The sequence below is a fragment of the Stutzerimonas marianensis genome (assembly GCF_022810315.1).
In the GTDB taxonomy this organism is placed as follows: Bacteria; Pseudomonadota; Gammaproteobacteria; order Pseudomonadales; family Pseudomonadaceae; genus Stutzerimonas; species Stutzerimonas marianensis.
The window spans coordinates 23,702-44,297 of sequence record NZ_JALGRD010000006.1 but is presented as its reverse complement, the minus strand read 5'-3'; the positions used below and the strand labels follow the sequence as shown (position 1 = coordinate 44,297).

Sequence of the window (20,596 nt, the reverse complement as noted above, 5' to 3'; positions counted from 1 at the left end):
TTCCTTAGTGAGCTTTATGGGCAGTGACATCGTGTTCGGTGAAGCGCTCGGCCTCGGCCTTGGGCTCATCGGCGGCGCAAGCGGCGCCTGCCAGGGCCGGCAGATGCCTGCAAATCAGTGTCTTGTAACCAGCGGCGCCAAGACAGGCACCGATCACCGGTGCGATCAGCGGGACGAGGAAGTAAGGGATGTCCCGTCCACCGGTGAAGGCCACCTCGCCCCAGCCGGCAAAAAAGGTCATCAGCTTCGGTCCGAAATCACGCGCCGGGTTCATGGCAAAGCCGGTCAGCGGGCCCATGGCGCCACCGATGACAGCGATCAGCAGGCCGATCAGCAAGGGCGCCAGAGGGCCACGCGGCAGGCCGTTGCCGTCGTCGGTCAGCGCCATGATCATTCCCAGCAGGATAGCCGTGATCACCACTTCCACCAGGAATGCCTGGCCAACCGAAAGCGATGCATGCGGATAGGTGGAGAACACCGAAGCGAGCTCGAGGCTGGCGAGGCTGCCGCGCGCCATCTGGTGGGCTTGTTCGAAATCGAAAAACAGACTGCTGTAGAGACCGTAAACCAACGCGGCGGCGGCGAAGGCGCCCGCCACCTGGGCGAGGATGTACGCCGGGACCTTGTGGCCCTCGAAGCTGCCGAACAGCCAAAGCGCGATGGAGACCGCGGGGTTGAGGTGGGCGCCGGATACGCCGGCTGCGAGGTAGACCGCCATGCTGACGCCGATGCCCCAGATAATGCTTATTTCCCAAAGACCTAGCTCGGCGCCTCCGAGCTTCATGGCAGCGACGCAACCAGTTCCGAAGAAAATCAGCAGTGCCGTACCCAGGAATTCGGCGATGCACTGGCCCCGTAGCGTCGGGGTGGACGTAATACTCATGAGCGGACCTCTCGGTGGATCTGTTGTTGTTATGTCCGAATACTGCGAGGGTTCGGAAATGTTCGGAAGCGAAAACTTAAGGTCAAACGTTGGCGCTGTCAAAGCGAAAATTCGAACATTTCAACGGAAAAATGACTAACGGAGTCGTTCCTGGATGGCTTCGCCAGGAAAATGGCGCGCTCAGGGAGACGGCGTCTGGAGCCTCGACAGGGTGGCGGGGTCCGGTTCGCCGTCGAAGAAGGCGTCGAGCACGCGACGATAAATCCTCGCCTCGGGCGCTACGGCGTCGAACAGCGTCATGCTCGAGCGCAGCTTGATGTCGTCCGGCGAGCCGAGGATCTGTCGTGCCGGGCGACCGGCGTGCTGCATGAGCGCCTCGGCACAGGCGCGGAGTCGAGGGCCGAGTAGCGCATGGCCCAGATAGGCGACTGCCTCGTCGCGGTTCTGGATGGCGTAGCGCTGCGCCATGGCGCTATGACCCAACCCGGCGATCTGCGGGAAGATGAACCACATCCAGTGGCTGTGCTTGCGCCCGGCCTGCAGTTCGGCAAGCGCCTGGTCATAGATCGAGTGTTGGGCGTCGACGAAGCGTTGCAGGTTATAAAGGTCGTTCATGGGAGGGCACCCGCCTGTTTTTTTATCAGAGCGGGGACAGGCCGGTTGATTCAGCGCGGCGCGAGGTTGCCGCCGAGCGGATGCTGTGCGCTGAAAGAGTCCAGCAGCCGGCACCGGGGCCTGACACGTGCCTGGGGCGAATGGATTCGCCCCTACGAGCTCATCTGCCGTTGTAGGGGCGCACTCGTTCGCCCGTCGGTTTCGTCGAACCTGCTCAGGTCGGCTCCGACGCGAAGGATCGATACCCCCAAACCCTGCCTGGCTGCCTCACCGCCTCTCGTTGAAGCAGCTCTGGCACAGCCTGAATTGCTTCCCGGCGACCGGCATCGCCCTGCCGCATTTCTGACATTGGCGGCTACCGCCGGAGAGTTTGCGCCGGTCCGAGCTGCGCGGTTTGCGCTGCCGCGACAATTCGCGGGTGATGGCGCCGTTGAGCAGGCTGCGGTGTTCCTCGGCCTTTTCGAGCGCCGGGAAGTGCGCCGGCAGGGTGCGTGCCAGGTGCAGGTAGGTTTCGATGACGTGCAGGGAGCTTTCCAGCGAGGCCAGGTCGGCGTCGATCAACAGCCTTGGCAGCGGGACTTCCTTGTCCTGTGCGACTTTCTTTAACCACTGCTGGGCGTGGTGGCTGGCCGGACTATCGAGGCCGCCGCGAATCGGTGTGCAGGCAAAGATCCAGCGCAGCGGCAGGTCGATGGCCGGGTCGTCGATCAGCTTGATCCATTCGGCCAGTTCATCCGGCAGCACGGAGATGAATTCCGCGCCGTAGTTGATGTTGCGGTTGAAGGTCAGCCAGGCGCGCAGCAGGCTGGGTTCGTTCATCAGCTCGGCGATGGCCTGCAGGTGTTCGATGGATGGCCGCACCTGGAACTGGGACAGGTCCACCGGCAGGTCGGCGCTGTGGAACAGGCGCTTGATCGATTGCAGCGTCTGCGCATCGAGCGCGGTGATCACGCCGCTGTCGTGGTGGCCGAAGCGACCCGCACGGCCACCGATCTGCTTGACCTCCTGCACCTTGAGCTGGCGGCTCTGGATACCGTCGAACTTCTCGTCGGTGTAGAAGCACAGTGTATGCGCGGGCATGTTCAGGCCCATGCCGACGGCGTCGGTGGCGACCATGATGTCCGCCTCGCCTTCGCGGAAGCGGCGGGCCTGCTCGCGGCGTACTTCCGGCGACAGCGCGCCGTAGACCACCGAAACGGTCTTGCCGGTCATCTCCAGCAGTGCCTTGAGTTCCAGCACGGTCTTGCGGCTGAAAGCGACCAGCATGGAACCGGGGTCGAGCTGCTTGAGGGTGGTCGAGCGACGGGCCACATCCACCGGCGAGAGGCGCTTGGTGCGCTTGACGACCAGCTCGTCCTCGCAGAGGTCACATAGCGTTTTCAGGCTTGGCTGGATCAGCTCGGGCCCGGTCATGATCAGGTCTTCGGTATAGGCGCTGACCAGCGCATCGACCCAGGCCCAGCCGCGCTGCGAGTCGGCCATCATCTGCACTTCGTCGATGACCACCACGTCCCAGGATTCGTGCCGGAAGCGGGCGAATTCCTCGACCGTGCAGCAATAGTGCGTGGCGCCCTCGCGGATGATTTCCTCTTCGCCGGTCACCAGCGAGCAGGGTACGCCCATGGACTCGATGCGCTCCTGGTTTTCCAGCGCCATCAGGCGCAGCGGTGACAGGTAGATGGCATGTTTGACCGCGGTCATCGCCTCGATGGCCTGGTGCGTCTTGCCGCTATTGGTCGGGCCGAGCAGGGCGGTCCAGGTACGGGTGATGCGCCGAGCGGCGTACAGCTTGTGGTAGTGGACGAAGCGCGGATTGTTCTCCAGCAGCACCGCGAAGGCCATCTTCTCGCGGTGATCCTCACGGGCGAAGCGGATGGTCCGGCGCAGCTTCTTCGGCTCCATCATGAACACTTCGGTGAGGCGCTTTTCACCGAGCAGCTGCAGGTCGAAGTCGCCGGCCTCCTCGATCATCATCTCGAACTTGGCCTGCAGGGCCTGGCGATCCTCGCGCTTGATCGCGGCAACCTCGTCCGCGCCGAGCACATGGCCCTGGCCGCCCGGGATGCGCCGCTGCATGTCCAGCGCGACCTCGCCGTGGCGCAGTTCGACGACGTAGCGCAGGTCGTGCAGCACCTCGTTGAGCGTGTCCACGGCGCGGGCGGCGAAGTCATCGAGCCGCGACAAGCGCTCGGGCAGGCGCTCCAGGCTGCGCGCTTTCTGCTCATCGCTCATGGCTGCGAAGGGGCGTTCGAGAACTCGCAACCGGTCGCGGGCCAGCCCCTCGACGGCGTCGCTGACGTGCCGATCGAATGCCGCGGCGGAGTCGCTGTCCGGGATGCGCAGCGCGAGGTCGGCCTCGAGCAGGGTCTGCACCGAGCCGCAGTCGAACATCACCTGGACTCCGAACAGATCGACCGTGCAGCTGAAGGCATTGACGTCGCGATTGAGCAGGCGGCCGAGCAGGGTGGTGGGCTCGGGTGTCGCGAGCACCGTCTCGACGGCCGGCGCTTCGAGACCAAGCCAGAACAGTCGTGCGGCGCGGCCGATCTCCGGTGGCTGGTGACCAAGGTAGGTGCTGAACCACTGCTCCTGATGATTCTTCTTCGGCACGAAATCCGGGTGCCGCTCGGCCGCCCAGGTCAGAAAACGCTGCAGGCGCTCGAGCCTGACGGCGTGGCGGTGCTTGGTTTCGGCCTTGCGCATGATCGACGCCTCACTGATCAGAAATCTGCGCAGTTTGGACAATCGATCGCCGCAATACGAGTGTCATGCTCGACGGGCGGCTGCTGGCGCGTCACTCCGGGTCGCCGAGCAACGCCCGGTTGATCGCCTCGCCGACCTTTTCGAACGCGGTGCCGGCTTCGTTATTTTCGTCCATGGCTTCGGCGCAGGCCACGACGATCACGGTATTGGCCTGATCTTCGGACAACGGGTCGATCACGCCCACGTGGCAGGCGCGCTCCAGTTGTGTGCCGGTTTTCTGGATGAAGGGCACCTGTTTCGGCAGGCCGGCTTCGAGGCGGTAGGCATCGTAGCGGTCGAGCTTCATGTCCTTGTAGAGCAGATCGCGGCTGGCTTCGGAAAGCAGATCGCCCTCGGCGAGCTTTTCCAGCAGAGTGCCGTAGGCTTCCAGGGTGCTGGCGTTGAGCTTGCGGGCGTAATAGCGCGCATAAGCCTGCTCCATGCTCTCGGCCTTGAGGTCGGCCGTACCGATGCCCAGCGCCCGGGCGACGGCCTCGTAGCGCGGCTGGCTGAACGGGGCGGAGGCCAGCTTGACCAGTTCGATATTGTCCAGCTCACGCGCGTCGGGGTGCAGCTCGCCGTAGACGTCACGGCGAACCTGGGTGAAGTCGGTGATGCGCTCGAATCCCTTACCGCCCATGTTCTCTCGGGTGCGCTCGTTGAGCCGGTCCTCGCCGACCAGCCGAATCAGCATGTTGGCTGCGGTGTTGTCGCTCTCGATGAGCATCTCGTTGAGCAGGGTGCGCACCGAGTAGGCGACGCCGTTGTCTTGCCAGACCAGATCGCCGGAGCCATCGACCTTGTCGCTGGCCTCGAGGGTCAGTTCATCGTCCAGGCTGTGCTCGCCCGCGTCGACTCCCTGTAGCACCGCTACCGCGATCGGCACCTTGACCGCGGAGCCGAGGTACCAGAATCGATCCGCTTCGTATTCGAGCGCCTTGCCGTCGCCCAGATGCTTGACGTAAAGCCCCAATCGGCCGGGTGAGTCTTCTTCGATGCGGCGCACGTCCTGTTCCAGCGCGTTGCGCCAGGAGTCCGAATAGGCCTGTTCCCGGTAGGCCCAAAGCGCCAGGCCGAGGCCGATCAGCACGGGGAGTGCCAGAAATTTGCGGTTGCCGAGCGCAACGCGTGTCATAGGCGTAAGACTCCAGAGGCGGTGATGGCTTCGCCGGCACCCCGCAAGGCGCGTTCGGCCTTGACGGTCGAGGCGGCGCCGCGCACGCAGGCGACCACGACGATGCGGCCGCTGGCCTCGGCGATGCGGAACGGGGGCGGGGCAATCAGACCGGCATCGCAGATGCGTGCCACCTGAGTGCCGGTTTTGTGGGCGTAGCTGACCGTGGCCGGCAGGCCGGCCTTGATGCGCTGGGCGCCGGTCTGTACCCGCGTCATCACGCTCAGCAGGTATTCGGTGCTGGCCTGGGACACGGCCTTGCCGGCCACCAGGGCCGCGAGCAGATCACCGTAGGCCTGCAGCGTGGCCGAGTTGTTCGGCGTGGCGTAGTAGCGTTCGTAGGCTTCGCTCAGGCGAATGGGGCGCAGTTCGCGCTGTGGCACGCCGAGCAGTCTGGCCAGCAGCTCCAGGCGGCCGGCTTCGCTGCGCTGCTGCTTCAGCCGCAGGAAGTCGCGACCCGACAGCTGCCGTGCGGCAGGATGAAATTCGCCGTAGATGAGCCGGCGCACATCGGCGAGCGAGGTGATGGGGCCGAAGCCCTCGGGCACGAGCTCGGCGGTGACGGCATTGACCGCCTCCAGCCCGACCAGGCTGATCAACATGTCGCTGGCGGTGTTGTCGCTGTGGATCAGCATCTGATCCATAAGGTAGCGCACGCTCAGGCGCGTCCCCGGCGCGTGGCTGTTGGTCGGCCCGGCGCCGTCGACGTAGTCGGACTCCATCAGGCGCACGGTGCTGTCGAGGCTCAGCGTACCCTGGTCGACCCGGCGCATGATCGCGATCGCCACCGGCACCTTCACGGTCGAGGCGAGGTACCAGCGCTCATCGCCGTGATAGGACGCCGAGACGCCGCTGTCGAGATCCTTGACGAAAACCCCCAGCTCGCCGGACGTCTGCTCGTCCACTTCGGCCACGCGCTGGAGCAGGTCTTCCGCCCAACTGAAACCTTCCTGGGCGCAGGCCGGCAGCGAGACATTGAGGAGGAATACGGCCAGCAGCAGGGAAAGAGCATGGCCGGCGGGAAGGCGATAAATGACTCGGGACAGCACTGCAGTCGGACCTCCTGCAAGATGGGTTCTGTTGTATGACCCCAGCCCGCGCGGCCCGTGCGCCGTTCAATGGTGACTAAATTCATCTGGCGCGCCGCCGCCGCGCGGGTGATCGAACGACTGGCCGTCGTTGGGCGTCCTAGTGCTTGGATGTCGCCGGTCTTGGATGCAGGAGCCTCGAGTGGAGCAGGTCAGCAAGGACAAATTCATCGGGCTCGAGTGGCTGCGCTTCTCGCTTGGTCTGTATATCGTGTGTTTCCACACCCTTCACAACTATGCCGAGACCTCGTTGCCCGACTGGGTGGCGGATCTCACCGGCGTCGGCTTCTTCGCCACCAGCAGCTTTTTCGCGCTGTCCGGCTTCCTGCTGGCGCATGTCTATTGTCAGCAGGGGCGCATGCGCGAGCCGGGGCGGAGCTTTCTCAGCCGGCGCTTCGCCAATCTTTACCCGCTTCACCTGTTCTCGTTGGCGTTGACGGCCGTGGTACTGCTGATCATCGCCAACCTTGGCATCCCGCCGGACGACACCAAGGCCACGCTGCGATTCGTCGTCTATGACACCAACGAGGACCTGGGCGACGCCTCGCGCGAGACGTTGGAGCACTTCATGAGCAATGGCGAGCTGCTGCTCAATTTCGTGCTCCAGCTGTTCATGCTGCAGGCCTGGAATCCCTATTACCTGACCTTCAATCCGCCGCTGTGGTCGATTTCGACCCTGTTCTTCTTCTACCTGACCTTCCCCCTGCTGGCGCCCCGGTTGATGCGTACGCCGCACAAGGTTGCCTGGCTGACCGTGGTGGTGCTGCTCTATCTGGTCCCGCCGGTGTGGGTCATCCTGCAGCAGGAGTACGGCATTCCTTTTACAGGCATGCTGCACCGCATGCCCTTGCTGCGCTTGCCGGAATTTCTCGCGGGTATCCTCGCCTACGGGCTGTTTCGCGAGCACCAGACTGCCGGCCGGGTGCCGAACGGCGCGCTGAGGCTGCTGATGGCCGGGTTCGTCCTGTGCTGCTTCCTGCTCGCGATCTGGCTGCTCAAGGGCGAGAAGTACTGGTACTTCCTGCTGCACAACGGCTTGCTGCTGCCTGCGCAATTGATGCTGATCTACCTGTTCGCCCTGATCCGCACGCCCAAGCGTGAGCGGCTGAACCTCTGGTCGCAACGCCTGGGTACCGCGTCCTTGCCATTGTTCGTGCTGCACGTGCCGGCCTTCGTGCTGTTCTCGCGTACGGAGAAAGCGCTCAGCGTGGCTTCGGCTCGCTGCCTGGACGACTGGGCGGCCTGTGCCGTTCAGGCCGGGGAGCAGACATTGTCGTTGTGGCTCTACCCGCTGTACCTGCTGCTGACCGTGGTGCTTTGCGTCTGGGCACAGGAACACGCCGTGGTGCCGGTGCGAAAGTGGCTGCTCAGGCGACTGCCCGTGCAGACGAAACATGGCTGAGGGGCGAGCCGTGGGAAGCCTTTATCTCGGCACGGCGGGTTGGAGCTTGCCGCGTGAACAGTGGCCGCACTTTCCGGCCGCCGGCACCCACCTGCAGCGCTACGCCGCCCGGCTGTCCGCCGTGGAGATCAACAGCTCCTTCTACCGCGCGCACCGACCGGCAACCTACGCTCGCTGGGCCGACGGCGTACCGCCCGGCTTTCGTTTCAGCGTGAAGGTGCCGAGACAGATCACCCACGAAGCGCGCCTGGTCGGATGCGAAGCCTTGCTCGAGGCCTTCCTGCAGGAGTGCGGGCACCTTGGCGAGAAACTGGGCTGCCTGCTGGTCCAGCTGCCGCCCTCGCTTGCCTACGAGCCAGACAGTGCCGAGGCCTTCTTCGGCTCGCTACGGGCGCGTCATGGCGGCTTCGTGGCCTTCGAGCCGCGCCACCCGAGCTGGCTCGAGGCCGAACCCCTGCTGCAGCGCATGCGAGTCGCACGAGTCGCCGCCGATCCCGCGCCTTTTGCCGAGGCGGCCGAGCCGGCGGGTTGGGCGGGCATGCGCTATTACCGCCTGCACGGCTCGCCACGCGTTTATTACTCGTCCTACGAGCCCGACTGGCTGGAACGATTGGACGCACGGCTGGCCGAGGCTCCGGTCGATGTGCCGCAATGGTGCATTTTCGACAACACCGCCAGCGGCGCCGCGACAGCCAACGCGCTCGCGCTGGACGAGCTGCGCTCGAGTGATCGGCATCCGCACGGCGCGGTCTGGCGGGCCGATCGGGTTCGGCCGACATAAATCGAAACGCTATCCCGGCCGGTCGGCAAAGCGCCTGCGGTGATTTCCTCTACTGTTGATGAACGCATTAACGAGAGGGACTCATTCGATGAAAAAGTCATGCGTGGCCTTGGCGCTGGCGGGGTCGATCGGAGCCGTCGAAGCGGCAACCGTCGTCAAACCGCTCGCCTACGAGATTGACGGCGAGCCCTTCGAGGGGCTGCTTGTCTATGACGATGCGGTCACCACCGCGCGGCCTGGCCTGGTGATGGTGCCCAACTGGCTGGGCGTGACCGAGCGCTCGGCAGAAAAGGCGGCGCGTGCGGCCGGCGAAAAATACGTGGTGTTCATGGCGGACATGTACGGCAAGGCCGTGCGGCCCTCCAACCCGGACGAGGCCAAGGCCGCCGCTTCGGCGGTACGCGGCGATCGCCCGCTGATGCGCAAGCGCGCGCAGGCGGCAGCGGACGCGTTCAAGGCGCAAACGGAAGTGCCGATCGACACTGGCAGGATGGCGGCGATCGGCTTCTGCTTTGGCGGAGGGTCAGTGCTCGAACTGGCGAGATCCGGCGCCGATCTTGACGCTTTCATCTCGTTCCACGGCAACCTCGATACGCCCGATCCCGACGACGCCAAACAGATCCAGGCGCCGGTGCTGGTGCTGCATGGCGCCGATGATCCGGCCGTTCCGCCGGAGCAGGTCGAGGGATTCATCGACGAGATGAAGGCCACCGATGTCGACTGGCAACTGGTGAGCTACGGCAACGCCGTGCATTCGTTTACGGACCCCTACGCCAACGTACCGGGCCGCAACGAGTACAACCCGGAGGTGGCGAGGCGCGCTTTCGCGGCCATGAACGACTTGCTCGACGAGGTGTTCGCGACGCGGTAGGCACGCTGGATCAGCGCGGGATGATCCTCACCCGTCCCGCCGTGTTGTCGCGGCGCGCGGCCTTGTCGTTTTCCGCGCGGCCCGGGATCGAGCCGTCGTCCGCGCCGCGATCCGCGCTGGCCATGCCGTTGAGCTTGCGCTCGTCTTCGCTGACCGAGGCTGCTTCGGGATAGCCGGTGGTCAGCGTCTCGGTGCTGGCGGTGACCGGAGTCGCTTCGTCGCTGCCCCACTTCGCGCTGCGCTCGTCGATATCGATCGCGCCGTTTCGCTCCATGATTCGTTCGACCATCGAGACCTGGCTTTCGTCGTCCAGGCTGACGGTCACCACCGTGGAACCGCGCCGAGCTGCTTCGGGATAGCGTCCGGCATGCTGGCTGGACCCGTCCCCGAACACCTTGTGAAAGAAACTGCCGATCTTGTCGGTGACCGTCGCGTCCTGATCCGGCTCCTCGCCGACGACTTCCACACGGCTGCTGTTGACCGTCTCGGGATTGAACGAGGCGGAGATCTGGATATCCGTGCTGGCTACCCCCTGGCCCAGGAGTTCGGTTTTGACTTGCTCGGCTTCGGCGTAGCGGTCGAAAGCCGCGATGAGGATCTGGGGCATGACATCACCTGATTCTGTGGGCAGCGCTGGCTGCGATTGAGAGGCGGGCCGGGCGTCGTGCCGGCCGTCCTCATTCTTGGGCGCGACAGGCTCGACGATGGTTCCCTGCGTAGGGGTTACGCGATGCTTCGCCAGGCCACCATGCGCCTGCGTGGCCGCTCAGCCGTTGACCACCTTTCCGCCATTGATGTGGATGGTCTGACCGCTGACATAGGAGGAATCCTCGCAGGCGAGGTAGACGTATGCCGGGCCCAGCTCAGAGGGTTGGCCGCAGCGGCCCATGGGCATCTGGCTACCGAAGCCTTCGAGCATCTGCGGGTCGTGCCGGCCGATGGTGGCCGGCTGCAGGGGCGTCCAGATCGGGCCGGGCGCGATCTGGTTGACGCGGATCTCGCGCTCGATCAGCTGTTGCGACAGGGCGCGGGTGAAGCCGTCGATGGCGCCCTTGGTCGCGGTGTAGTCGACCAGCATCGGGTTGCCGATGAAGGAGTTGATCGAGGTGGTGTTGATGATCGAGGCGCCGGCCTTCAGGTGGGGCAGGGCGGCGCGGGTCAGGTAGAAATAGCCGTGGATGTTGGTGGCAAAGGTGGTTTCCCACTGCTCGTCGGTGATGTCTTCCAGCCGCGTGCGCACTTCCTGCCGTCCGGCGTTGTTGACCAGCACATCGAGGCGGCCGAAGGCCTTGACCGTCTGCTGCACCGCGTCGTTGCAGTAGCGACTGTCACGCACGTCGCCGGGTAGCAGCAGGCAGCGCTGGCCCTCGGCTTCGATCATCTGCTGCGCCGCGGCGGCGTCCTCGTGTTCATCCAGGTACATGATGGCGACGTCCGCGCCCTCGCGGGCGAAATGCACCGCCGCCGCCCGGCCGATGCCGCTGTCGCCGCCGCTGACCAGCGCGACCTTGCCGGCCAGCTTGCCGCTGCCCTTGTAGCTGTCGCGGATGAATTCGGCGGGCGGGTTCATTTCGCTTTCCAGGCCGGGCTGGCGGTCCTGCTTCTGTGCGGGGATCTTCGGGTAGGCCATGACTGCTCCAGGTGGGTGGGTCGGTCTAGTTACGGCTGATACCCGCCGGGAAAGTTTCGGTCGGGTGCCGAGCGGGGTGCGTTCCTCATCGGTTGCTCGCCGCTGGTCGCCGGGGCCGCGCGATGCCTGACAGCGCCCCGCGCCGGGCGTAGAATCCGCGCCGCTCAGACCTGCCACCTGAAACTTCTCCCGAACCCGTACCTGTCCTCGCGCTTGCTCGAAGCGGCGGGAGAGTTCGTCGTTGGGCTTCAGGCGCATCGTCCTTTTCATCACCGCCCTTCGCGCTGACCTCCGTTCGGGAGGCTCTGGCGGCCGAAGGCATTGCTTTTCAGAACGGCCCGAATGAACGAAACCCAAAGCACCACCGGCGGGAGCTGGCTCAGTGTCGTCGCACTGGCCCTAGCCGCCTTCATCTTCAACACCACCGAGTTCGTCCCGGTCGCCTTGCTCAGCGATATTGGTCGCTCGTTCGACATGCCACCGTCGCAGGTCGGGCTGATGCTGACGATCTACGCCTGGGTGGTCGCGCTGATGTCGCTGCCGATGATGCTGATGACACGCAACGTCGAACGGCGCACCTTGCTGATGTTCGTCTTCGTGGTGTTCATCGGCAGCCATCTGGTGTCGAGCGTGGCCTCGAGCTTCGGCATGCTGATGGTCAGTCGTGTCGGGATTGCCCTGGCGCATGCGGTGTTCTGGTCGATCACAGCGTCCCTGGCGGTGCGAGTGGCGCCGCCGGGTCGGCAGGCGCAGGCGCTTGGGTTGCTCGCGACAGGCAGTGCGCTGGCCATGGTGCTGGGCATCCCGCTGGGGCGCGTGGTCGGGGAGATGCTGGGCTGGCGGACCACCTTTCTCGCTATCGCGATCATCGCCAGCCTCGTGGTGATTTGCCTGGCGCGCACGCTGCCATTGCTGCCGAGCCAGAACTCCGGTTCGCTGCGCAGCCTGCCGGTGCTGTTCCGCCGCCCGGCGCTGGTCGCCACCTATGTGCTGACCGCCCTGGTCATCACTGCGCAGTTCACCGCGTACACCTACATCGAACCCTTCGCTCAGACCATCGCTCACCTGAGCGGCGACATGACCACGGCGCTGCTGTTGCTCTTCGGGGGTGCCGGTATCCTCGGCTCGATGCTGTTCAGCCGATACAGCACGCGCTATCCGAAGGGGTTCCTGATCGCGGCGATATCGGTCATGGCGACCTGCTTGCTGCTGTTGCTGCCCGCTGCGCGTGACAGCTCGCTGCTCGGGGCGCTGGTGGTGGTGTGGGGCATCGCCGGCATGTGCTTCGGCCTTGGCCTGCAGGCGAAGGTGCTGAACCTGGCGTCGGACGCGACGGACGTGGCCATGGCGATGTTTTCGGGTATCTACAACATTGGCATAGGCGCAGGCGCCCTGATGGGCAGTCTGGTGGTGCGCCAGCTGGGCCTGGCGAATGTTGGGATGGTCGGCGGGTTGCTGGCGCTGGCGGGCGTGGTGCTCTGCTGTTTCGCCGCCTATCGCTTCGCGCGGCCGGTGGAAACGGCTGTCGGCTGAGGCGTCAACCCGCGCGGGGTGCCGAGCGAGGCGGTCCACGGCAGGCCTTGGCCGCCTCGGGCTAGCAGAACGCCGGCCCTGCTCGAATGCAGGGCCGGCGGCTTCGGGTGCGGTGGCGTCAGTTCAGTTCGTTGGCGAAACGTCCGACCGCGCTGACGACCTGCTTGGCGCCGTCCTGGATCTCGACGATCACGGCGCCGGCCTGATTGGCGAGATTCAGCCCTTCGGCCGCCTGTTCGCGGCTGTTGGCCATCTCCCGTACGGCGTCGTCGACCAGGGTCTGGTTCTTCTGCACCACGGCGACGATCTCCTCGGTGGCGGCGCTGGTCCGGCCCGCCAGCTGGCGAACTTCGTCGGCCACGACCGCAAAACCCCGGCCCTGCTCGCCGGCACGCGCCGCTTCGATGGCCGCGTTGAGCGCCAGCAGGTTGGTCTGCGCGGCAATGCCGCCGATGGTCTGGACGATCGAGCTGATGAGCAAGGATTGCTGGCCCAGGGCTTCGATACCCTGGGTGGCGGATTCCACCTCGGCCGCGATGCGCTGCATGGTTGCGACCGTGTTCTTGACCACCACGGCACCGCGTTCGGCACGGGTGTCGGTCTGCCGTGACACGTCATAGGCGATGCTGGCCGCCTCGCGTACTTCTTCTTCACGTGCTACCTGATCGGTTACCACGCTGGCGAACTTGACCACCTTGCAGAGTTTGCCCTCGGCATCGAATACCGGGTTGTAGGTCGCTTCCAGCCAGAGGTCGCGCCCATGGCTGTCGACACGCTTGAAGCGGTCGGCGACGAACTCACCGCGATTGAGGGTTTCCCAGAATGCCCTGTACTGCGCGGAGGAGGCCTCTTCCTGGGTGCAGAACATGCTGTGGTGCTTGCCGACGATCTGCTGGAGCGAATAGCCGGTGCCCTTCAGGAATTGCTCGTTGGCGGTGACGATGGTGCCGTCCAGGTTGAACTGGATAACCGCGGTCGAGCGCAGCAGGGCGTTGATGAAGGCTTCGTTCTCCTTGGCCAGCTGCAGCTCGCGCGTCACTTCGCGGGCGAAGCCGCTGATGTGGTGCAGCCCACCTTGCGCATCGCGGATCGGATACCACTCGATGTGCAGCCAGACGAGGCTGCCGCTGGCGCTCAGGAAGCGGTAGTTGTCGCTGATGGGGTCGTGCTTTGCTACGGCTGCTCGGAAGTTGTGGTAGCAGGGCAATTGTTTCACGTAGGCGGGAACAATCTCCGCCATGGCACGACCAGTCAATTGCTCGGGCTGATAGCCGAGTGCCTTGGCGAACGCTTTGTTCACCGTCTTCATCCTGAGCTCCGTGTCCAGCGTGATGGACAGCTTCGTCGCTTCGATCTGCTCGCGCAGTTGACGAAGCTGCAGCAGCTCCTCGGATTGCTCTTCGAGTTGTTTTTTGAGACGGCCGTTGAACATGTGTAGCACCGAAAGGTGAGTTGACGTGCCAGCTCTATCGGCGCAGCTTCCGGATACTTGATTGCAGCTCGTCCGCTGCCAGCGGCGCATGCGGAGATTCAACTTGCCGCCAGCTTGGGCCGCGTGCCGCTCAGTCCAGCCGTTCGAGGCGAACACGGATCACCCCGGCGCGGGTGCTGGCGATGCGCTGGAATGCGGCTTTGGACAGGTCGATGACGCGGCCGCGGACATAAGGGCCGCGGTCGTTGATGCGCACTACCACGCTCTTGCCATTGCGAGCGTTGACCACCCGGACTCTGGTGCCGAACGGCAGCGTCCGGTGGGCGGCGGTCAGCGCTCCCTGGTCGAAGCGTTCGCCGTTGGCGGTCAACTTGCCATGGTGCTGTTGAGCATAAAAGGAGGCCTTGCCAGAGCCTATAGCTTCACCCTGCTCGGTGACCGGCCGGGGCTCGGTGCCGGTTGGTGGCTCCTTCGGCGGCGTCGCGCAACCGGCCAGCGCGGCAAATAACGAGATTGCGATCCAGCGAGTTGACCCTTTGAGCATGTTCGTTCCTTGTCTGCCTATCCGAGGCTGTGTCGACGGGTATCGAGCGATCGCCCCAGGCTTCGTGCGATCGGTGTCTATGGAAACGGTGCGAGCTATCTACGTTGTGGACGACAAATTGACCGAGAACCGCACGCTTGAGCGCTGACGGGACGTTCTGATTCCAGCGCGCGGCTCATCGGCTGCCGTCAATCGCCGGGCTTTGCCAGCCACTCGTCCGCGATGCGCTGGTATTCCCCGGTGGCCTTGGTCAGGTGCAGCCACTGATCGACGTAGGCCTTGAACGCTACATCGTCACGCGGGAGCAGAAAGGCCTTTTCGCTGTACTGCAGGGGTTTGTCGGGGTTCACCGCACACAGGGTCGGGTAGTTGCGCTGCTGGTACTGCGCCTCTGACGAGTCGGTGATCATCACGTCGGCCTTGTTGTCGGCGACGGATTTGAAGATCACGGTGTTGTCATGGAACAGCTCGAGCTGCGCCTTGGGCAACTCGCGATGTACGAAGGCCTCGTTGGTGCCGCCTGGTGGCTCGATCAGGCGTACTGAAGGCTGGTTGAGCTGTTCGATGGTCTGGTACTTCTCGACCTCGTCGCAGCGGACGAAGGGGATCTTGCCGTCAACGGTGATGGGGTCGCTGAAGAACGCCTTTTTCTGCCGCTCCAGCGAAATGGAGACGCCGCCGACGGCCATGTCGCACTGAGCCAGGAAGTCCGGCATCAGCGTCTTCCAGGTCGTCGGCACCCACTGGACCGTCACGCCGAGCGACTTGGCCAGCGATTCGGCCAGCGCAATGTCGATCCCCTCGTACTGCTTGTCGTCGCGCAGGAAGGTGTAGGGCTTGTAGTCGCCGGTCGTGCAGACCTTCAGCGTACCGCGCTGTTGGACTTGATCGAGCACTGAGGAAGAGGGCGCGGCGAAGGTCGCGCCGCTGGCCAGCAAGACGCCAGCTGCAATCAGAGATCTCATGGTGTTTCCTTGCAAGGGCAGGCCGAGGCGGCCGTTATTGTTCTGACCCGTCAGTTGGGCACCTCGAACGTAACGGAGAGCGACCAAATCTCACAAGAGGATTTGCGTCAGGGCGTACCACCGCTTTCCGCAGTGCCCGCGGCCGAACAAGTTCGGCCCTACCCAGTCCGGGGCCGGCTTATCTGGGCGCTCGGGTCCTCCGCCGGTCGTTATAGGGCCGAATTCATTCGGCCACTCTGCGTAACTCCGAGCTTGTTCCCACAAGCCTCAGGCGTGCGGCTTGCTGCGAATGGTCTTCATCAGGTCGTCCGGCGTGATGTGGCCGACCACGCTGGCGGCGCTGCCCGGTTGCGGCAGGTTGAGGATGTTGCCCTTGATCTTGCCGATCACGTGCATCTCGCAGGGCTTGCAGTCGAACTTCAGGGTCAGCACCTCGTCGCCATGTACCAGCTGCATTGGCGCGACCTTGGTGCGCACGCCCGTCACGCCCTTGGCCTGTTTCGGGCAGAGGTTGAAGGAGAAGCGCAGGCAGTGCTTGGTGATCATCACCGGCACTTCGCCGGTTTCTTCGTGGGCCTCGTAGGCCGCATCGATCAGCTGCACGCCATAACGGTGATAGAAGGCCCGGGCTTTCTCGTTGTAGACGTTGTAGAGGAACGACAGGTGCGACTCAGGATAGACGGGCGGTGGCACGCTGACCGGCTTGCGCCCGCCGCGCGGGCGGATGGCTTCGCGCGCGTCGGTCAGCGCCTCGATGGCTTCGCGGCGCAGCGCCTTGAGTTGCGAGTTCGGGATGAAGAACGCCTGCGGGGCGTCCACTTCGACTTCTTCGGCGTGGTAGATCGTCGTCCCCAGCTGGCTCAGCAGGTCGGCGATCTGGCCGGGCACCTGCTCGGGCTTTTTCGCTTCGCCGAACGGGCCGGGCAGGGTGGCCGTGGCGTAGGCGCCTTCTTCGCTGGTGACATGCAACTCGAGGTCGTCCGCTCGCAGGCGGGCCAGCCAGCGCACGCCGACGCGGCGCTCGGCGGACGTTTTCAGCAGTGCCTGTTGCCAGTTGTGATCCAGGTTGCGGTTGAGCGGATGGTTGGGCCGCAACTGGCGCAGGGCCGCCGGCATCTCGTTGGGCTCGACGCGGTACTGCCAGAGCGGCTGGCCGTCTTCCTCGAACTGCGCGAGCGGCTCGACCACGCTGGCGCGGAAGCCCACCACCTCGCGCTTGACCAGCACATTGAGCCCGTCGCCGTTGGACAACGGCTCGCGGGTCTGCACGGTCAGGTCATGTTTGCCGACCTTGAGCACTTCGCCGACCGCAAGGCCGGTGAAGGTCGGCGAGTCGAAGGCGCCGATGTCGATCTTGCGGTCGGTGACGAAATAGTCGGTGCTGCCCCGGTGGAAGGTCTTGTCCGGGTCCGGCACGAAGAAATGTTCGGTACGGCCGCTGGAGGCGCGTTGCAGATCGGGGCGGCCTTCGAGAATCTCGTCCAGGCGCTGACGGTAGTACGCGGTGATGTTCTTGACGTAGCTCACGTCCTTGTAGCGCCCCTCGATCTTGAATGAGCGCACGCCGGCATCGACCAGCGCGCGCAGGTTGGCGCTCTGGTTGTTGTCCTTCATCGACAGCAGGTGCTTGTCGAAGGCCACCACGCGGCCCTGGTCATCCTTCAACGTGTAAGGGAGGCGGCAGGCTTGCGAGCAATCACCACGGTTGGCGCTGCGGCCGGTTTGCGCATGGCTGATGTTGCACTGGCCGGAAAACGCCACGCACAGCGCGCCGTGGATGAAGAACTCGATGGCCGCATCCACTTCGTCCGCAATCGCGCGGATTTCCTGCAGATTCAGCTCGCGCGCCAGCACCAGCTGCGAGAAACCGGCCCGGGACAGGAACTTCGCTCGCTCCAGGGTGCGGATATCCGTTTGGGTGCTGGCGTGGATCTCGATCGGCGGCAGGTCCATCTCCATCACGCCCATGTCCTGCACGATCAGCGCATCGACACCGATCTCGTGGAGCTGCCAGATCAGTTTGCGCGCGGCCTCCAGCTCGTCGTCATGGAGGATGGTGTTGAGGGTGACGAACACCCGCGCGTGGAACATGTGGGCGAATTTCACCAGCTCGGCGATGTCCGCCACGCTGTTCTCGGCGTTGTGCCGCGCCCCGAAGCTCGGCCCGCCGATGTACACCGCATCGGCGCCATGCAGGATGGCTTCGCGCGCGATGGACGCATCTCGGGCGGGGGAGAGCAGTTCGAGGTGGTGCTGGGGTAGGGACATGGGCGCGGACCGGCATGAATCGAAAGTCGCGCATTGTAATGGCTTGCGGCCGGTTTGGGGTTGGCCGCCGGGCGCGTGACCACTCGGCGGAGGGGAGCGGTCCAGGTTCGTGTTCGGTGACCTGTTCGTGCGTCATCTCGATTAGACGATAAATGATTACACCTCTTGTTCGCGAGTGATTATTATCCGCTGGCGCGAATGAAGGGCTTTCGCGTAATAAAAACGAAACGGTGCGCGGTTGCCACCACGAACAACTGGGGGATCGAGAATGAAACGTCGTAAAACGGGCTTCGACAGGCCGCACACACCCTGGCGGCGCACCACCACCGCCTTCCTGTGCTGCGCGCCCCTAGTTGCCGCGCCCATGACCGGCAATGCGCAAAGCACGAGCGAAACGAAGTCCGATGAGCCCTATCGCCTCGCGCCGGTCATCGTCAATGCGCAGGCCTCTGCCGATGATGATGCGAATTCGGTCGTCGCCAAGGAGCTTTGGGTAGGCGGAAAGGTGGCGACCAGCCTTCTCGATACGCCGGCCTCGGTTTCAGTCATCACACAGAAGGAAATCGAGCAGCGCAGCGCCAGTACCACCGAAGAAGTGCTGCAGTACACGCCGGGCGTCATCACCGATTTCTACGGCACGGACGATCGCAACGACTACTTCAAGATCCGTGGCTTCGATGCCACGACCTATCGTGACGGGCTGACCCTGGGCTCGATGCGCGGTGTTCGTGAAGAACCGTTCGCCTATGAGCGAGTTGAAGTGCTGCGCGGCGCCAACTCCACGCTGTTCGGGCCGGCGGACCCAGGCGGCTCGGTGAATTTCGTGAGCAAGCAACCGCGCTTCGAAAGCTTCGGGCAAGGCTTCGTGACCTACGGTTCCTTCGACCACAAGGAAGCTGGCGTGGACGTCGGCGACGTGCTGAACGAAAGCGAGACTCTGGCTTACCGTTTCACTGGCAAGCTGCAGGACAGCGACCGCGAATACGACCATTCTCAAGACGACAACAACTTGCTGATGAGCGGCCTGACCTGGGCGCCGACCGCCTTCACCTCGGCCACTTTGATAGTGGATCACCTGCGCCAGGACAATACGCCCAACAGTGGTGGCTACCCGAAGGATCGGGAGTATGACCGCGACGAGTTCTTCGGCGAGCCGAGTTACAACTTCCACGATGTCGAGCGCACCAACATCAGCGCCAACTTCAGCCATGATTTCGACAATGGTTTCACGCTGCGAAGCAACCTGCGCCATAGCGAACTGACCGATGCCTACGGCTATGTCTACATCAACGATTATGCTGGTCGAACCGGCAACCTGGTCGACCGAGGCTATCTCGGCTTCGACAGCGAAGGTGAGCAGTTCAACGGCAATGTGATGCTGCAATACGATGCGCGCTTCGAAAACATCGATAGCAGCAGCGTCGTGGGTGTCGAGTATCTCGATGCGTCTACTGAGAATGTCTCCGTATATGGCGCCGCTGATCCAATCGACGTGACCAACCCGGTTTACCGCGGCGTTTCGCCTGCAATCGTCTATCAGGACAGGGATCAGGACAACACGGTCAAATCGGTATTCCTGCAGCAGAACCTGTCGTTCTACGAGCGCTTCATCGTCACGCTCGGTATGCGCAATGACTCCATGGACTTGTCGGAAACCGACTATCTCGCCGGCAGCAAGACTTCAGATAGCTTCTCGGAAAACTCGTTTCGCGGTGCTCTGACCTATGTTTTAAACGACGAGGTTTCTACCTACGTCAGTTATGTGGAGTCCGTTTCCCCACCTGAATTGGGTGTCACGCCTGAGCGCGGTAAGCAGTACGAGGTGGGCGTGAAATATTCTCCAGTGGAGATGAACGCCCTGTTTTCGGCCGCAATCTACGAGCTGACGCAGGAAGACATCGCGATCGCAGTGGTTCAGTCCAACGGGCTCATCGACCAACAAACGGTGGGTGAGCAGCGCGTGCGCGGCCTCGACCTGGAGGCCAAGGCAGAGCTGAACAAGGACCTGACCCTGATAGCCGGCTATTCCTACATGGACACCGAAGTGCTCCGCGGTGCGCTGCAGTCCTGGACAGGAGCAGGTTATGAGGTTGTATCAATCAAGGGTAACGAGTTCGTCTCCGTGCCCAAGCATTCGGCCTCGCTCTGGAGTTACTACAACGTGCCGGGAACGGATGTCAGTGTTGGCCTTGGTGCCCGCTACGTCGGCGCCTATTACTTTGGTGCCTTCAACGACACCGGCAAGAGTGACGCCGCCACGCTCTTCGACGCGGCCTTCAACTACCAGATCGCCAAAGGCACCGATCTGGCCATCAACGTCAGCAACCTGCTGGACGAGCAGCACGTGGTTGGCTCGGGCACGGCGGACTACTACAACCCCGGTCGCGAAATCACTGCGAAAGTAAGCTACAATTGGTAAGCGTTGCCTTTCGATCCAGGCGAGGCTCCGGCCTGGTCTGGGTCGCCTTGGCAGTGGAAAAGCTTCATCGCCTGACTGGACCTCGCGACCTTGGCGTCGGCGATCCAGGGGTACGCAGAACGCCGCGATTTTCGCGGCGTTTTCGTTGGTCGAGCGTTGCACCGAGGTGAGGGGGTGGCCGGGGAGTGCTTCTGGCCGATTGGCGAGCAGGTTCGCTCCACAGGCTCACGCAATGGAATGCAGACCCGC

At 63.9% G+C, this 20,596-nt stretch carries 16 protein-coding genes; 5 read left to right on the top strand and 11 right to left on the bottom strand.

Going from position 1 to position 20,596, the window contains the following annotated elements:
- Positions 1-4 precede the first annotated feature (4 nt).
- The 5 genes from MST27_RS11670 to MST27_RS11650 all read right to left on the bottom strand — a co-directional run bounded on the left by MST27_RS11670 (position 5) and on the right by MST27_RS11650 (position 6,463).
- Positions 5-883 (bottom strand): MIP/aquaporin family protein, encoded by an 879-nt coding sequence (locus MST27_RS11670; RefSeq protein WP_243606110.1) that lies wholly within the window; start codon positions 881-883, stop codon positions 5-7.
- Positions 884-1,063: 180 nt separating this feature from the next.
- Positions 1,064-1,498, bottom strand: a complete 435-nt coding sequence (locus tag MST27_RS11665) for a DUF1810 domain-containing protein (RefSeq protein WP_243606109.1) — start codon at positions 1,496-1,498, stop codon at positions 1,064-1,066.
- Positions 1,499-1,765: 267 nt separating this feature from the next.
- Positions 1,766-4,201 (bottom strand): helicase-related protein, encoded by a 2,436-nt coding sequence (locus MST27_RS11660; RefSeq protein ID WP_243606108.1) that lies wholly within the window; start codon positions 4,199-4,201, stop codon positions 1,766-1,768.
- A gap of 91 nt (positions 4,202-4,292) precedes the next feature.
- Positions 4,293-5,375 (bottom strand): serine hydrolase, encoded by a 1,083-nt coding sequence (locus tag MST27_RS11655; protein WP_243606107.1) that lies wholly within the window; start codon positions 5,373-5,375, stop codon positions 4,293-4,295.
- Positions 5,372-6,463: a serine hydrolase gene (locus MST27_RS11650; RefSeq protein WP_243606106.1), complete on the bottom strand. Its 1,092-nt coding sequence runs from the start codon at positions 6,461-6,463 to the stop codon at positions 5,372-5,374. The genes MST27_RS11655 and MST27_RS11650 overlap by 4 nt, the downstream gene beginning before the upstream one ends.
- Before the next feature lie 181 nt (positions 6,464-6,644).
- Here MST27_RS11650 and MST27_RS11645 point away from each other — a divergent pair, with 181 nt between their 5' ends.
- The 3 genes from MST27_RS11645 (at position 6,645) to MST27_RS11635 (ending at position 9,556) form a co-directional block, all read left to right on the top strand.
- Complete coding sequence (locus MST27_RS11645; RefSeq protein WP_243606105.1) at positions 6,645-7,904, top strand: acyltransferase family protein; 1,260 nt, start codon at positions 6,645-6,647, stop codon at positions 7,902-7,904.
- Positions 7,897-8,685: a DUF72 domain-containing protein gene (locus tag MST27_RS11640; RefSeq protein WP_243606104.1), complete on the top strand. Its 789-nt coding sequence runs from the start codon at positions 7,897-7,899 to the stop codon at positions 8,683-8,685. Before MST27_RS11645 ends, MST27_RS11640 begins: the two co-directional genes overlap by 8 nt.
- A gap of 88 nt (positions 8,686-8,773) precedes the next feature.
- Positions 8,774-9,556 (top strand): dienelactone hydrolase family protein, encoded by a 783-nt coding sequence (locus MST27_RS11635; RefSeq protein ID WP_243606361.1) that lies wholly within the window; start codon positions 8,774-8,776, stop codon positions 9,554-9,556.
- A 10-nt stretch (positions 9,557-9,566) separates the two neighbouring features.
- Here the strand turns inward: MST27_RS11635 and MST27_RS11630 are convergent, their stop codons facing one another.
- Both MST27_RS11630 and MST27_RS11625 read right to left on the bottom strand, forming a co-directional pair.
- The gene (locus MST27_RS11630; RefSeq protein ID WP_243606103.1) at positions 9,567-10,163 is read right to left on the bottom strand and encodes a hypothetical protein; all 597 of its coding nucleotides are present in this window, start codon (positions 10,161-10,163) and stop codon (positions 9,567-9,569) included.
- Positions 10,164-10,322: 159 nt separating this feature from the next.
- On the bottom strand, positions 10,323-11,186 hold the full coding sequence (locus tag MST27_RS11625; protein WP_243606102.1) for an SDR family oxidoreductase: 864 nt from the start codon (positions 11,184-11,186) through the stop codon (positions 10,323-10,325).
- A gap of 342 nt (positions 11,187-11,528) precedes the next feature.
- Here MST27_RS11625 and MST27_RS11620 point away from each other — a divergent pair, with 342 nt between their 5' ends.
- Positions 11,529-12,719 (top strand): sugar transporter, encoded by a 1,191-nt coding sequence (locus MST27_RS11620; RefSeq protein WP_243606101.1) that lies wholly within the window; start codon positions 11,529-11,531, stop codon positions 12,717-12,719.
- A 118-nt stretch (positions 12,720-12,837) separates the two neighbouring features.
- Here MST27_RS11620 and MST27_RS11615 read toward each other — a convergent pair whose 3' ends face one another.
- From MST27_RS11615 to MST27_RS11600, 4 genes are all read right to left on the bottom strand, one after another.
- Positions 12,838-14,151: a methyl-accepting chemotaxis protein gene (locus MST27_RS11615; protein ID WP_243606100.1), complete on the bottom strand. Its 1,314-nt coding sequence runs from the start codon at positions 14,149-14,151 to the stop codon at positions 12,838-12,840.
- 130 nt (positions 14,152-14,281) lie between these two features.
- Positions 14,282-14,695 (bottom strand): septal ring lytic transglycosylase RlpA family protein, encoded by a 414-nt coding sequence (locus MST27_RS11610; RefSeq protein ID WP_243606099.1) that lies wholly within the window; start codon positions 14,693-14,695, stop codon positions 14,282-14,284.
- 188 nt (positions 14,696-14,883) lie between these two features.
- Positions 14,884-15,660 (bottom strand): transporter substrate-binding domain-containing protein, encoded by a 777-nt coding sequence (locus tag MST27_RS11605; protein WP_243606098.1) that lies wholly within the window; start codon positions 15,658-15,660, stop codon positions 14,884-14,886.
- Positions 15,661-15,927: 267 nt separating this feature from the next.
- Positions 15,928-17,928, bottom strand: a complete 2,001-nt coding sequence (locus MST27_RS11600) for a peptidase U32 family protein (RefSeq protein ID WP_243606097.1) — start codon at positions 17,926-17,928, stop codon at positions 15,928-15,930.
- A gap of 364 nt (positions 17,929-18,292) precedes the next feature.
- Between MST27_RS11600 and MST27_RS11595 the strand changes: the two genes are divergently transcribed.
- Entirely contained in the window at positions 18,293-20,347 is a 2,055-nt protein-coding gene (locus tag MST27_RS11595) for a TonB-dependent siderophore receptor (RefSeq protein WP_243606360.1), read from the top strand.
- The last annotated feature ends 249 nt before the right edge of the window (positions 20,348-20,596 follow it).